Genomic DNA, 15132 nt, shown 5'->3' on the forward strand with positions numbered 1-15132 from the left:
CGACGGAGCGACAGTGTCGGGGACCGACAAGCATATTGATTACCTGAAGCGCCTCACCGCGGATCTGCGGCGCACCCGGCGGCGCCTTTCCGAATTGGAGGGCAAGCTGTCCGAGCCGGTGGCGGTGGTGGGGATGGCGTGCCGGTATCCGGGCGGAGTGGATTCGCCCGAGGGCCTTTGGGACATGGTGGTCGAGGGTCGCGACGCGGTGTCCGACTTTCCGGCGGATCGGGGCTGGGACGTGGCCGGGCTGTACGACCCGGACCCCGACGCACCGGGCAAGATGTACGTGCGCCAGGGCTCATTCCTCACCGACGCCGGGGATTTCGACGCCGGATTCTTCGGCGTCGGTCCCAGCGAGGCGCTCGCGATGGATCCCCAGCAGCGGCTGATGCTGGAGCTGTCGTGGGAAGCGTTGGAGCGGGCCGGGATCGACCCGTTGGGGTTGCGCGGTTCGGCGACGGGCGTGTTCGCCGGCGTGATCCACGCCGGCTACGGCGGCGAGGTGCACGGCGAGCTGGAGGGCTACGGCCTCACCGGCTCGACGCTGAGCGTTGCCTCGGGGCGGGTGTCGTACGTGCTGGGCCTGGAGGGCCCGGCGGTGTCGGCGGACACCGCGTGTTCGTCGTCGTTGGTGGCGCTGCACCTGGCCGCGCAGTCGTTGCGGTCGGGGGAGAGCGATCTGGCGCTGGTGGGCGGCGTGACGGTGATGGCCACCCCCGCGGCATTCGTCGAATTCAGCCGCCAGCGGGCACTGGCGCCCGACGGGCGGTGCAAGGTTTACGCCGGCGCGGCCGACGGCACCGCATGGTCCGAGGGGGCGGGGGTCCTGGTCGTGGAGCGCCTCGCCGACGCGCGACGGCTGGGGCACCCGGTGTTGGCCGTGGTGCGGGGCTCCGCGGTGAACCAGGATGGCGCGTCCAACGGGCTGACCGCGCCCAACGGGCCGGCGCAGCAGCGGGTGGTCCGGGCCGCGCTGGCCGATGCCCGGTTGGGCGTGGCCGACGTGGACATGGTGGAGGGCCACGGGACGGGCACCACGTTGGGCGATCCGATTGAGGCGCAAGCGCTTCTGGCCACCTACGGGCAGGATCGGCCGGCGGATCGGCCGCTGTGGCTGGGGTCCATCAAATCCAACATCGGTCACACGTCGGCCGCCGCGGGGGTGGCCGGGTTGATCAAGGTGGTGCAGGCGATCCGGCACGGCACCATGCCGCAGACCCTGCACGTGGATGTGCCCACGCCGCACGTGGATTGGTCGGCGGGGGCGGTGTCGGTGTTGACGGAGTCACGGCCCTGGCCGGCGGGGGACGGCCCCCGCCGCGCTGGCGTGTCGTCGTTCGGGATCAGCGGGACCAACGCGCACGTGATCATCGAGCAGCCGTCGGCGCCGGAAGCCGAAAGCGTTGCGGCGCCGCCCGACGACTCCGCGACGGCGTGGGTGCTGTCCGCCCGCTCGGAGCGCGCGTTGGCCAACCAGGCCAGGCGATTGCTGGCGCGGGTGGCCGCCGATGCGGACCTGAGCCCCGCGGACGTGGGTTGGTCGCTGGTGACGACGCGGTCCACATTCGACCACCGGGCCGTGGTGGTCGGCGCCGGCCGTGACGATCTCATGGCGGGCCTGATCGAGCTGGCCGCCGGCGAGCCGGGCGCGGGCGTCGTGGTCGGGCGCGCCCAGGCGGCGGGCAAGATCGCGTTCGTGTTTCCCGGCCAGGGCTCGCAGTGGCTGGGGATGGGCCGGGAGTTGCACGAGCGCTTCCCGGCCTTCGCGGAGGCGTTCGACGACGCGGCGACGGCATTGGATCCCCACCTGAGATTGCCACTGCGGCAGGTGATCTGGGGCGATGACGCCGCGCTGCTGGAGAGCACGGAATTCGCGCAGCCGGCGCTTTTCGCCGTCGAGGTGGCAATGGCGGCGCTGCTGCGGCACGTCGGCGTGGTGCCGGACGTGGTGACGGGCCATTCCGTGGGCGAGATCACCGCGGCCCACGTCGCCGGGGTGCTGTCGCTGGCGGACGCGGCCAGGGTGGTGGCGGGCCGGGGCCGGCTGATGGCGGCCCTGCCCGCCGGCGGGGCGATGGTTGCGATAGCCGCCGCCGAATCCGAGGTGGCGCCCATGCTCACCGACGGCGTGGGCATCGCGGCGATCAACGGCCCCAACGCGGTCGTGATTTCGGGTGCCGACGGCCCGGTGACCGCGGTGGCGGACCGGTTGGCGCGGCAGGGCCGGCGGGTCCACCGCCTGGCGGTGTCGCACGCCTTCCATTCGGTGCTGATGGAGCCGATGCTCGAGGAGTTCGCGCGACTGCTCGCCGGGGTTTCGGCCGCCGAACCGCGAATTGCGCTGGTGTCCAACCTCACCGGTGAGCTGGCCGGTGCCGGGTATGGCTCACCGCGGTACTGGGTCGACCACGTGCGGCGGCCGGTCCGCTTCGTCGACGGCGTGCGGGTCGCCGAATCGATCGGCGCCGGCCTGTTCGTGGAGGTGGGTCCCGGCCGTGGTCTCACCGCCGCCGTCGAGCAGTCGCTGACCGCCGGGCAGGCGGCCTCGGTGGTGACGCTGGCCAAGGACCGGCCCGAACCCGAGTCGCTGCTGTCCGCGCTGGCGCAGATGTTCACCCGCGGCGTCGGCGTCGATTGGCCCGCCGCGCTGGGGGGCGGGCGCCGAGTGGACCTACCGACCTACGGCTTTGTGCGGCAGCGGTTTTGGCTGCCCTACGGGGCGGTGGGATCGGCGGACATCAGCGGTGCGGGGCTGACGCGCGCCGGACATCCGTTGTTGAGCGCGGTGGTGGAGCGTCCCGACTCGGGTGGCGTGGTGCTGACCGGCGCGCTGTCGGTGGGCGATTTCCCGTGGCTGGCGGATCACGTCGTCGACGGGGTGATGCTGTTTCCCGGCGCGGGCTTCGTGGAGCTGGTGTTGCGGGCCGGCGACGAGGTCGGCTGCTCGGTGGTCGAGGAGCTGACGTTGCTGGCCCCGCTGGTGCTGCCGGCGGCCGGTGGGGTGCGGGTGCAGCTGGTGGTGGATGCCGCCGGCGAGTCGGGTTCGCGGGCGGTGTGGGTCTATTCGCGTGCCGTGCACCAGGATTCGGTGTGGGTGCTGCACGCGCAGGGCGTGCTGAACGCGGGTTCGCCCGCGCCCGCCGCCGATCTTTCGGTGTGGCCGCCGGCGGGCGCCTCGGCGGTGGACGCCGGCGACCTGTACGCCGCGTTGGCGGGCCGGGGCTACGAGTACGGTCCGGCGTTTCAAGGCTTGCAGGGGATGTGGCGGCGGGGACAAGAGATCTTCGCCGACGTGGCGGTCGGCGAGGGCGTGACGGTCGCCGGGTTCGGGATTCACCCGGCGGTGCTGGACGCGGCGTTGCACGCGTGGGGGGTCGCCGAGGGCGGAGACTCGACCGTGTTGCCGTTTTCCTGGCAGGGCGTGTGTTTGCGCGCCGCGGGCGCATCGCGGGTTCGGGTCCGGATCGCGCCGGTCGGGGTGGGCGCGGTGTCGGTGGAATTGGCCGATGGCGCGGGCCTGCCCGTGCTGTCGGTGCGCGAGCTGGTGGTTCGCCCGGTCTCGGCGAAGGCGCTGTCGGCCGCGGTCGCGGCGGCAGCCGGGGGCGGCGGCGGCCTGTTCGACGTCGTGTGGTCACCGATCCCCGTGGAGCCGAACGGCGTTCGCGGCGACGACGTGGTGGTGTGGCGGCCGGTCGCGGGCGCCGATGTCGGGTCGGTGTATGCGGCCACGCACGAGGCGCTGGGGGTGTTGCAGTCGTTTCTGGCTGGTGAGGGTTCCGGGGTGCTGGTCGTGGTGACTCACGGGGCGATCAGCTGGGCCGGTGAGGGCGTCGAGGATTTGGCCGGCGCGGCGGTGTGGGGGCTGGTGCGCTCGGCGCAGGCCGAGCATCCGGGCCGGGTGGTCCTGGTGGACTCGGACGGGTCGATCGATGCCCGCGACGTGATCGGTTGCAGCGAGCCGCAATTGGTGGTGCGCGCGGGTGTGGCGCACGCCGCCCGGTTGGCCCCGGTCGGGGCGGGGACCGTGCTGGAGTTGCCCGCGGGCGCGTGGCGGATGACCGCGGGCGGCGGGGGCACGTTGGAGGACCTGGTGGTGCGGTCGTGCCCGCGGGGGGAGCTGGCGGCCGGGCAGGTGCGGGTGGCGGTGGCCGCGGCGGGGGTGAACTTCCGGGATGTGCTGGTGGCGTTGGGAATGTACCCCGGCGGCGGCGAGATCGGCGTCGAGGGTGCCGGGGTGGTCGTCGAGGTCGGCGACGGCGTGACCGGGCTCGCGGTCGGCGACGCGGTGCTGGGGCTGTTGGGGGTGGTGGGCTCCGAGGCGGTGGTGGATGCCCGGCTGGTGACCGCGGTGCCGGCGGGCTGGTCGCCGGTGCGGGCCGCCGGTGTGCCGGTGGTGTTTTTGACCGCGCTGTACGGGTTGTCGGTGCTGGCCGGCGTCACGGCGGGCCAGAAGGTGTTGGTGCACGCGGGCACCGGCGGGGTGGGCATGGCGGCGGTGCAGCTGGCCCGTCATTGGGGGGCGGAGGTCTTCGTCACCGCCAGCCGCGGCAAGTGGGACACGTTGCGGGCGATGGGTTTTGACGACGACCACATCGGGGACTCGCGAACGTTGGAGTTCGAGCAGAAGTTTCTGGGGACCACGGGCGGGGCCGGGGTGGATGTGGTGCTCAACTCGCTGGCCGGGGAGTTCATCGACGCGTCGCTGCGGTTGCTGGCCGGCGGCGGGCACTTCATCGAGATGGGCAAGACCGACCTGCGCGACCCGCAAGCGGTGGCAGCCGGGCATCCGGGCGTGCACTACCGGGCATTCGACCTGATGGAGGCCGGCCCGGATCGCACCGCGGCGATGCTCGCCGAGCTGATGGCCCTGTTCGCCGACGGCACATTGAAGCCGTTGCCCGTCAAGGCCTTTGACGTGCGCTGCGCATCCTCGGCCTACCGCTTCGTCAGCCAGGCCCGCCATGTCGGCAAGGTCGTGTTGACCCTGCCCGACGGCCCCGGCAACGCGGTGCTGGCGGGCTCGGGCGGCGGGTTGGCCGGGGGCAGCGTGGTGATCACCGGGGGGACCGGGATGGCCGGTTCGGCGCTGGCCGGGCATTTGGTGGCCCGCTATGGGGTTGGGCATGTGGTGTTGGCCAGCCGCAGCGGCGCCGGCGGCGAAGACGTATCCGATTTGGTGGCCCGGCTCGAAGGCGCCGGTGCGCGGGTGTCGGTGGTGGCCTGTGATGTGGCCGACCGCGGCCAGGTGGCGGCGCTGATCGCGGGGCTGCCGGACGAATATCCGCTCAGGGGGGTGTTTCATGCCGCGGGGGTGCTCGATGACGGGTTGATCGGGTCGTTGACGCGCGAGCGGGTGGATGCGGTGTTGCGGGCCAAGGTGGATGGGGCCTGGAATTTGCATGAGCTGACCCGGGGTTTGGATGTGTCGGCGTTTGTGCTGTTTTCGTCGATGGCCGGCATCGTGGGCGCCCCGGGGCAGGGCAACTATGCGGCGGCCAACAGTTTTCTCGACGGGCTGGCCGCGCGTCGGCGGGCCCACGGGCTGGCCGGGTTGTCGGTGGCCTGGGGGCTGTGGGAGCAGGCCAGCGCGATGACCCGACACCTGGCCGACCGCGACATCGCCCGGATGAGCAGGCTCGGGCTCGCACCGCTGTCCACCGCGCAGGCCCTACAGCTGCTCGACGACGCCATGCTGGCCGACCGCGCGGTGCTGGTCGCCGCCCGGCTCGACGGGGCGGGGTTGGGCGCGAGCGGCGTTGTGCCGCCGCTGCTTCGCGACCTGGTGACCCGCCCGGGGCGCCGGCTCGTCGTCGACACCGACAACGCGGTGTCGACGTCGGGGTTGGCCTCCCGGCTGCACGGCCTCAGCCCCGAGCAGCGACACCTCCAGCTGGTGGAGTTGGTGTGCACCAACGCCGCGACCGTTCTGGGGCGTTCCAGCGCGGACGTCGAGGCCCAGCTGCCGTTCCAGGACCTCGGGTTCGACTCGCTGACCGCCGTCGAACTCCGCAACCGCCTCAAAACCGCCACCGGGCTGACCCTTTCACCCGCCCTCATCTTCGACTACCCCACCCCGGCGGCGCTGGCCGAACACGTCGACGAGCAGCTCAGCTTCGCGACGGTCACCAACGGCGCCGAACCGGACCGGCGGGCCCGCTTCAACGACATCGCCCGCGAGCTGCAAACGTTGGTCAACCAGGGCGACTGGACCCCGGACGACAAGGCTCACTTCGCTGCGCGCATCCAAACCATCCTCACCGGGCTCAGCGCGCCGGCCCCTAGCGCACCCATGGACGACGGCGACGACGACGACATTGCGACCGCCAGCGAAAGTGAGCTCTTCGCCATACTCGACGAGGACGTCGGCCCCTGATGACCGACGTCGCGATCATCGGCCTGGCATGCCGGTTCCCCTGCGCCGCCGGGCCCGGCGATTTCTGGCGCCTCGTCCGCGACGGAGCGGAAGCGACGCGGCTGCCGGTCGACGTCGCCGGGTTCGACGCCGACTTCTTCAACCTGTCGCCCCGCGAGGCCCGCGCGATGGACCCGCGGCAGCGATTGGCACTCGAATTGGCGTGGGAACTCTTCGAGGACGCTTTCGTGCTGCCGGAAACGCTGCGCGGCGAACGCGTTTCGACCTACCTCGGGGCGATGACCGACGACTACGCCATCCTGACGCTGCGCGACGCCCCGAACAACATCGACAATCTCGACCACCACTCGTTTGCCGGGATCAGCAGGGGAATGATCGCCAACAGGATCTCCTATGCCTTCGGGTTGCGGGGTTCCAGCCTGACCGTCGACTCCGGTCAATCGTCCTCCCTGGTCGCGGTGCACCTGGCATGCGAAAGCCTGCGCACGGGCGAGGCGCGGCTGGCGATCGCCGGCGGCATCCACCTCAACCTGGCCGACGAAACAGCGCTGCTCGAAACGGAATTCGGTGCGCTGTCGCCCTCGGGACACACCTACGCGTTCGACGAGCGTGCCGACGGTTACGTGCGGGGCGAAGGCGGTGCCCTGGTGCTGCTGAAATCGTTGCGCGCCGCCCTCGACGACGGGGACCGCATCCGCGCGATCATCCGCGGCAGCGCCGTGGGCAATGCGGGCCACAGCTCGGCGGGCCAGACCGTGCCCTCGGTTTCCGGGGAGGCCGACGTCATCCGGTGTGCGCTGAGCAACGCGAACCTTGCCGCCGACGACATCGACTACATCGAGGCACACGGCACCGGAACCGAAGTCGGCGATCGAGTCGAGGCGAACGCGCTGGGTGAAATATTCGCCAACCGCGAAAGTCGTCCGGTCAGCGTGGGATCGGTGAAGACCAACATCGGCCACGCGGGTGGCGCCGCGGGAATCGCCGGCCTGCTCAAGGCCGTCCTGGCGCTCGAAAACGCTCTGATCCCACCGACTCTCAACCATGCGCGCGCGAATCCCCAGATCGACCTGGACAGCCTGCGGCTGCGCGTCGACACCGAGCTCACACCCTGGCCCGCGCGGGACCGGCCGCGGCGGGCCGGCGTGTCGTCGTTCGGAATGGGCGGCACCAACGCGCACGTGATCCTCGAGGAGGCTCCCGCGCCGCCGGAAAGCCCTGTGGCCGAGCGTGATCACGCCGCGGTGGCCTTGGTGCTGTCGGCGCGATCGGTCGACGCGCTCGCGAACCAGGCCGGGCGGCTGGCCGAACACCTGCGAAACCATGAGGGTTTGGCCGTGGCCGACGTGGCGTGGTCGATGGCGACGACCCGGACGGTGTTCGAGCATCGGGCCGTGCTGGTCGGCGCCGACCGGGACAACGTCGCGGCGGGGCTGGCGGAATTGACGGCCGGGCGCCCGCATGCGGGCGTCGTCGCGGGGCGCGCCCAGGAGCCCGGCAAGACGGTGTTCGTGTTTTCCGGCCAGGGCTCGCAGTGGCTGGGGATGGGCGCCCCGCTGTACGACCGATTCCCGTTGTTCGCCAACGCGTTCGACGAAGCCGTGCGCGCACTGGACGGGCACCTGCGGATACCGCTGAAGCGGGTGATGTGGGGTGATGATGCCGCGCAGCTGCAGAACACCGAGTTCGCCCAGCCGGCCCTGTTCGCCGTCGAGTTCGCGCTGGCGGCGTTGTGGCAATCGTGGGGTGTCGTTCCGGACGTCGTGATGGGCCATTCGGTGGGCGAGCTCACCGCGGCGTGCGTGGCGGGCGTTCTGTCGTTGGCGGACGCGGCAAAGGTGGTGGCGGCCCGGGGCCGGTTGATGGCCGGGCTGCCGGCCGGCGGGGCGATGGTCGCGGTGGCCGCCGCCGAGGACGAGGTGTCGCCACTGCTGACCGAGGGCGTCGGCATTGCGGCGGTCAACGGCCCGACGTCGGTGGTGATTTCGGGTGAGCGGGACCCGGTGGCCGCCATCGCGGACCGGATGGCGGAGCAGGGCCGCCGTGTGCATCGGTTGGCCGTCTCGCACGCGTTTCATTCGCCGTTGATGGAACCCGTCGTCGAGGAGTTCGGCCGGGTGGTGGCCGGGGTATCGGCGGATCGGCCGCGAATCCAGTTGGTGTCCAACGTGACCGGGCAGCCGGCCGGTACCGGGTATGGGTCGCCCGAATATTGGGTCCGGCACGTTCGGGAACCGGTCCGGTTCGTCGACGGGGTACGGGCCGCCGAGTCCCTCGGCGCCGACGTGTTTGTGGAGGTGGGTCCCGGCGCGGCCCTGACGGCCGCGGTGGATCAATCGTTGACGGGCGAGCGCGGCACCTCGGTCGCGACGCTCGCCGGCGACCGCCCCGAAATCGAATCGGTGCTCAGCGCGGCCGGGCGCCTGTTCGCCAACGGTGCGAACGTGGATTGGGCGGCGGTGTTGACCGGCACGGGGGCCCGCCGGGTGGAGCTGCCGACGTATGGATTCGCCCGGCAGCGATATTGGCTGGGCGAGCGCGAAGATGCGCCGGCTCCCATCGCGAGCCGGTGGGCGAGCCGGGCCGAGCGGTTGCGGGCGCTGCCGCCCGGGGAGCAGCTGCGTCAGCTGCTGGAGCTGGTGTGCCTGCATGCCGCGGCGGTGCTGGGGCATCCGGGCGGCGATCACATCGATACCGAACGCGCCTTCGAGGACCTCGGGTTCGAGTCGCTGACCGGGGTCGAGTTGCGCAACCGCCTCACGACCGAAACCGGACTGGCATTGCCGCGCACGCTGATCTTCGACTACCCGACGCCTGCGGCATTGGCCGCATACCTTCGGCACCTGCTGCTTGGGGATCGCGAAGCATCGGACGATCACAAGATCTGGTCGACGCTGCGCAAGATTCCCCTCGGGGAGCTTCGCAGAACCGGATTGCTCGACAAACTCCTACAGCTCGCCGGCGAATCCGAAAAGCCTGGACCCGATTCGACCGTCGGCGACGACGTCATCGACTCTTTGAGCCCCGATGCCCTGATCGCGATGGCGCTGCATCCGGATGAGGACGGCGGTGTTGATTGACGAAAACCGCGTCGGCAGAATCGATTACGAGATCAATTCCGGGCACCTATTTGACAGACGTTGAATAGCAGCGACTTTGCCGCGCGTCGCACGACGGCCTAAACTTTCGGGCACCGGGGAGATCTTTGAGCAAAGGGTAGGGCATGAGCGTCATCGCGGGTGTGTTCGGCGCCCTACCACCGCATCGCTACAGCCAGCGCGAGATCACCGATCAATTCGTCGAGTTCCCCGTATTGAAGGAACACGAGGCCATCGTCCGTCGGCTGCACGCCGGGGCAAAAGTCAACAGCCGCCACCTCGTTCTGCCCCTGGCGAAGTACCCGTCGCTGACCGACTTCGGTGAGGCGAACGAAATCTTCATCGACAAGGCGGTGGACCTCGGGTGCGAGGCGCTGCTGGGTGCCCTCGACGAGGCGGGCCTGCGACCGCAGGACGTCGACATGATCGTCACCACGACCGTCACCGGCGTCTTGGTGCCGTCGCTGGACGCCAGGATCACCGGACGACTCGGTCTGCGCCCGGACGTGCGCAGGGTGCCGATGTTCGGTCTGGGCTGCGCCGCCGGCGCGGCGGGGCTGGCCCGGCTGCACGACTATCTGCGTGGCGCGCCCGACGGAGTCGCGGTTCTGGTGTCGGTCGAGCTGTGCTCACTGACCTTCCCGGCCGTCAAGCCGACCGTGTCCGGCCTGGTTGCCACCGCGATGTTCGGCGACGGGGCGGCGGCGGTGGTGGCCGTCGGCGACCGCCGCGCCGAACGGGTGACGGCCGGCGGTCCCCACATCCTCGATTCGCGCAGTCGCCTGTACCCGGAATCGCTGCAGATCATGGGTTGGAATGTGGACTCCACCGGCCTGCAGTTCACGCTGTCTCCCGAGCTGCCGAGTGTCATCGAGCGCTACCTGGCCGACGACGTCAACACGTTCCTCGCCAAGCACGGCTTGACCAAGGACGACATCGGCGCCTGGGTGGCCCACCCTGGCGGACCCAAGGTGATCGGTGCGATCACCAAGAGCGTCCAGCTGCCCCCCGAGGCGCTCGAACTGACCTGGCGCTCGCTCGGCGAAGTCGGCAATCTCTCGTCGGCCTCCGTGCTGCACATCTTGCGTGACACCGCGGCAAAACCGCCGCCCAGCGGAAGCCCCGGGCTGTTGCTTGCGATGGGTCCCGGTTTCTCGTCGGAAATGGTGCTACTGCGCTGGCAGTGAGCCGAGCCGCGAATCATCCAGTCGCCCAACGGCTATGCGACCTCGGCGAGAACGTACGGGAAGCGAAAGACATCGCCGCGAAAGTGCGTCTAGCGAAAAAATAGTGCCGCCCTCTTGCCAGTTGTGATCTTGGTCGGTACTCTTCAACACCGGTGTTATAAGGGGTGTGCAAGTGGGGCGCCGAACCAAAAGTTCGGTGGTGCGAATCTACGTTTGGCGGATTTCCAGCGTGAGGTGTATTCGCGCTGCGCGAAAAACCATGCGTGACTGGCGTTTTCGTCGTTCCCCTGCAACGCAAGCAATGCCGGCATAACAGAACAGCACACAACAGAACAAGGACTCGAGAAAATGGTCGCACTCGGAAGCATCAACGAATGGCAACCGCCACACGGCCCGCTCACCATGTGGAGGGCCGCACCTCAGGCACACGAAGCGGCTCGCACTGGACGACGCGGCGGTCTGGCTCCGAGTTATCAACAGACTCAACACCTTTGGGCTGCCCATGCCGGTAACGCGATCGGCAGACAGCTACCCCGCCTGATGGTCGTGGCGTGGGACATTCCCGGCACGTGCGACATTCCCGCGATGACGGCAGCGATCAACGCGCACGTCCGTCGTCACGACACCTACCACAATTGGTTCGAAATCGAGGATGGCGTCATCGCGCGCCGAACGATCGACGATCCCGAAGCCATCGACTTCGTTCACGTGTCGTTGGGACACATGAACGCCGATGAAATACGCACCCACGTCTTGACGACAACTCCGGAAACGCTCGAATGGGGTTGCTTCACATTCGGTATCGTCCAGCACGCCGATTATTTCGCGTTCTACGCAAGCGTCGACCACCTGCACTGCGACGGCATGTCCGCCGCCCTCATCTTCATCGACATCCACCTGGCGTATCAGGAGATGTCGGGGGGCGAGCATTATCGCCCGCCCGCCACGCTTCCCCAGGTCAGCCGCTATCACGACTATGCAGCGCGGCAGCGCGAGAGGGTCGCGGGCTTGAGCCTGTCATCCCCCGAGGTCGAGGACTGGATCGGGTTCGCGCGCGCCACCGACGGCGACTGGCCGAGCTTCCCACTGCCACTCGGTGATACGTGGGCCAGCAGCAAAGGCGACTTCTTGACGGTCGACCTGCTGGACGGGGCCGGGACGGACGCTTTCGACGCCGCCTGCGGCGCGGCCGACGCCCGGTTCATCGGGGGAGTTCTCGCGTGCATGGGTTTGGCCGAGCACGAATTGACGGGCAAGGGGACCTATCACGGGTTCACGGCCAGGGACACGCGGAGGGCGGGCATCGACACGATGACCGTGGGTTGGTTCGCCAGCATGATCCCGGTCACCGTGCCGACCGCCGGCGTTTCGTTTACCGAGGCGGCGCGGGCCGCCCAGAAGTCCTTCGACGACGCCAAGCCCCTCGCGGACGTGCCGGTTGAAACGGTGTTGGGGTTGGCCACACCGGATCAGCTGGGGATCAAGCTGCCCACGAGTCTGCCGATGATGATGTCGTTCTTCGATTTCCGGAAGGTGCCCCTCGCCGGGCTGTGGGAGGAGACGAATTTCGGCACCTACGGCGACAACCTGTCCATGGGGGGAATCAACCTGTGGATCAACCGCCATGCCACGAGAACCACGGTGACGATCTCGTTTCCGGACAACGCGACAGCGCGCGAGTCGGCGCGGCACTACATCGAGACGTTGACCCGGACGTTTGTGCGCGTCGCCGAGACCGGCCGGCCGAGCGTGGTTGCACCCCAGGGGGATCCGGACGAACTCTACGATTCCTACACCGTCGAACTGGGAGCCTAGAACTTGAGCAACGTGCTCGACCTGGTCGACCAGGTCCATTTGCTCGGCGAGCGCGCGACGGGCGCGTCCCAAGTGTTGCAGTGCGTCTGGGTCTACGACCGGGGCATCGAGATCGATCGCCTGCGACAGCTCCACCAACATCTGGGGCGGGGGCGCCTGTCCCGCCGCATCGAACGATCGCCATTGCCGTTCGGCCGACATCGCTGGGTAGCGGCCGGCGATCGGTCCGACCTCGAGGTCGTCGCGACGCCCCGGCCGCGCAGTGATCTCGACGCCTGGCTGGGCGAGCAAGCCGGTAAGCGACCGGATGCCGAGCACGGACCCGGATGGCACCTAGCGGTGCTGCCCTTCACCGACGGCGGCGCGGCGGTGAGCCTGGTCGTCACGCACTGCCTCATCGACGGCGTCGGGCTGTGCGAGGCGGTGGCGGACGCGGCATCCGGGCGCGACGACGCGATCGCCTGGCCGGCGGCGGGATCCCGGCGGCGATGGCGGGCGCTGCGCGAGGACGCACGCCAAACCGCGCACGACACACCGGAAATCGGCCGCGCCGTCGTCGCAGCGGCACGGCTGGCCCGGCGTGGCCGCGGCGGTGCCGGATCCGCGGGCCCCCGACAGCGGTCCGCGCCGCCCACCGGACCGGACGAACGCGTCACCCTCCCAACGGCGATGGTCTTTGTCGACGCCGACGAGTGGGACGCCCGCGCGAAGTCCCTCGGGGGCACCAGCAACGCGCTGCTCGCCGGAGTGGCGGTCCACCTCGCCCAGCGAGCGGGACGGGTCAACGCCGACGGCTTGGTCGATCTGACGTTGCCCGTCGACGAGCGCACCCCGGGCGACACCCGCGCCAACGCGATCACGAACCTGGACATCACGGTCGACCCGACACGTGTGACGGCGGACCTGCGCGAAATCCGCGCCGCGATCAAGCAGGCGTTGAGCCGCGATCGAGATCTACCCGACGAGCGGTGGACGTTGCTGCCCCTCGTTCCCCTGATACCGAAGTGGCTCTTCCGGCGAATGATGAGCGTGGCCGCCGGCAGCGAGACGACGGTGGTGTCGTCGAACCTCGGTGCGGTCAACCCGGCCGCCAACCGGCCGGACGGCACGGACGCCCACTACTTCGCCATGATGCGTCTGCTCCCGGGCGTGACCAGGGCGATGATGCACAGCACCGGCGGCGTGCTGGCTTTGGTGTCGGGGAGAGTGCACGGGCAGGTCTTCGTGTCGGCCCTTTCCTATCTCCTCGGCCACCCCAACTCGAATGACGAGGTGCGGCAGGCCATTTCGAGCGCCCTGAGCGACTTTTCGCTCACGGCGCGGAGCTGGGAAGCGCGAGACCTTTCGGCCCCCCAGCCGCCGCAGGGGGGCTGAATGCCGGAGGCCACTCGATGACGAAGTCGGTGCGTGATCACGATGACGTCGACTCGCGTCTGCCCGACCGGCGCGCGCGCATCTACGTTGGCGTTGCGATTGGCCTACTCACCTGGGCGGCGCTCGGCGTTTTCCTCGCGGCCACCGTAGTAAACGTCGACACGTACCTGTTCTCGTACTATGCCGCGGATTACACCTTCGGCTTCGTGCGTCGCGGCCTGGCCGGCGAGATGATCAATCTGTTTCCCGCCGGCAGTTACTTCACCGCCGCCACGGTATTGAGATGGGCATCCTCGGCGGTGTACTCGATCAGCCTGGCCGCCGTGGCCTGGCTGGTGCTCTCCCACGGCGGGAGATCCGAGCGTCGGATCATGCTTGCGTTGCTGATCCCGGTCCTGCCCTTCGGGTTTGCCTTCGCAATCGCCGCGCGCCCGGACCTGTTCGGAGCGGCCGTGTTTGTCGCCTACGCCATCGCGCTGGTGTACGCACGGTCCCCGCGTGCCATCACGGCATGCGGCGCGGCCTATGGAATATCGATAGCCGTTTTCGCGCTTGCGCACGAAGGGGTCGTATTCGAACTTTCGCTGGGCGCGATCCTGGCAATCCTGGTGCTGGCCCGCCGTGCCGCGCCGAACGTGCAGCGGCTGGGCGCCGTGCTGGCCATCGGGCCGGGCGTGATATCGGTGCTGTGCATCTTGTTCTTGGGCCGGCACGGCATCAGCTCGCAACTGTGCTCGAGGGTGCCGCACAGGACCGTCGGTGACGCGCTGACCAACCCGTCGTTCTCGAAGGGGGTGGATTACTTCATCCTCGGTCACCGGCCGCAGGTCGACTACCACGATTGGGTTTGCCACAACATAACGAAGATGAACGACTATGGGGTTGGCCACTTTATCGGGATTGTGGCCGGCAATCCTTCGCTCAGGCTGATGTCGTTGGTTCTGGGCCTGGCGGCCGTGGCGCTGACGGTATACCTGATCGGCTACTTCTCCAAGGCCCCGTTCGGCGAGTTCGTGAATCATATTCGGGGCAGGTCGATTTGGGTACTGCTCGGGGTGGCGTTGGCGGTTCCGCTGTTTTTGGCCGCGCTCGATTGGGTGCGGTGGTGCACCTTTTTCTCGTTGGACATTGGGGTTGTCTACATCCTCTATGCGCTCAATTCTCCGCAACTGCAGGGGAAACCGACGCCCAAGGAAGTCCGGGTGTTCGTGTGCGTCGTGGTGGCCCTGGCATTGTTTCCCATCGGCACCGAGGCATGACGGGCACACCATCGCCCGAAGTG

6 protein-coding genes are annotated in these 15132 nt (G+C 69.2%); all 6 read left to right on the top strand.

What is annotated here, in order from left to right; genetic code table 11:
• Positions 1 to 13 precede the first annotated feature (13 nt).
• Entirely contained in the window at positions 14 to 6376 is a 6363-nt protein-coding gene (locus tag AC5Y6X_RS10210) for an SDR family NAD(P)-dependent oxidoreductase (RefSeq protein ID WP_499986301.1), read from the top strand.
• Complete coding sequence (locus AC5Y6X_RS10215; RefSeq protein WP_499986303.1) at positions 6376 to 9456, top strand: type I polyketide synthase; 3081 nt, start codon at positions 6376 to 6378, stop codon at positions 9454 to 9456. Before AC5Y6X_RS10210 ends, AC5Y6X_RS10215 begins: the two co-directional genes overlap by 1 nt.
• Positions 9457 to 9599: 143 nt before the next feature.
• Positions 9600 to 10661, top strand: a complete 1062-nt coding sequence (locus AC5Y6X_RS10220) for a type III polyketide synthase (protein ID WP_324677716.1) — start codon at positions 9600 to 9602, stop codon at positions 10659 to 10661.
• A gap of 348 nt (positions 10662 to 11009) precedes the next feature.
• Positions 11010 to 12476, top strand: coding sequence for a condensation domain-containing protein (locus AC5Y6X_RS10225; protein WP_499986306.1), 1467 nt, complete (start codon positions 11010 to 11012; stop codon positions 12474 to 12476).
• A gap of 3 nt (positions 12477 to 12479) precedes the next feature.
• Entirely contained in the window at positions 12480 to 13850 is a 1371-nt protein-coding gene (locus tag AC5Y6X_RS10230) for a WS/DGAT/MGAT family O-acyltransferase (protein ID WP_499986311.1), read from the top strand.
• A gap of 17 nt (positions 13851 to 13867) precedes the next feature.
• On the top strand, positions 13868 to 15109 hold the full coding sequence (locus tag AC5Y6X_RS10235; RefSeq protein ID WP_499986315.1) for an Rv1490 family membrane protein: 1242 nt from the start codon (positions 13868 to 13870) through the stop codon (positions 15107 to 15109).
• Positions 15110 to 15132 lie beyond the last annotated feature (23 nt).

It is taken from the genome of Mycobacterium sp. NGS26 (assembly GCF_059813025.1).

What these genes read in the sequence shown, in the direction of transcription:
- AC5Y6X_RS10235 (WP_499986315.1), top strand. Translation starts at nt 13,868, where the DNA reads ATGACGAAGTCGGTGCGTGATCACGATGACGTCGACTCGCGTCTGCCC.
- AC5Y6X_RS10215 (WP_499986303.1), top strand. Translation starts at nt 6,376, where the DNA reads ATGACCGACGTCGCGATCATCGGCCTGGCATGCCGGTTCCCCTGCGCC.
- AC5Y6X_RS10220 (WP_324677716.1), top strand. Translation starts at nt 9,600, where the DNA reads ATGAGCGTCATCGCGGGTGTGTTCGGCGCCCTACCACCGCATCGCTAC.
- AC5Y6X_RS10225 (WP_499986306.1), top strand. Translation starts at nt 11,010, where the DNA reads ATGGTCGCACTCGGAAGCATCAACGAATGGCAACCGCCACACGGCCCG.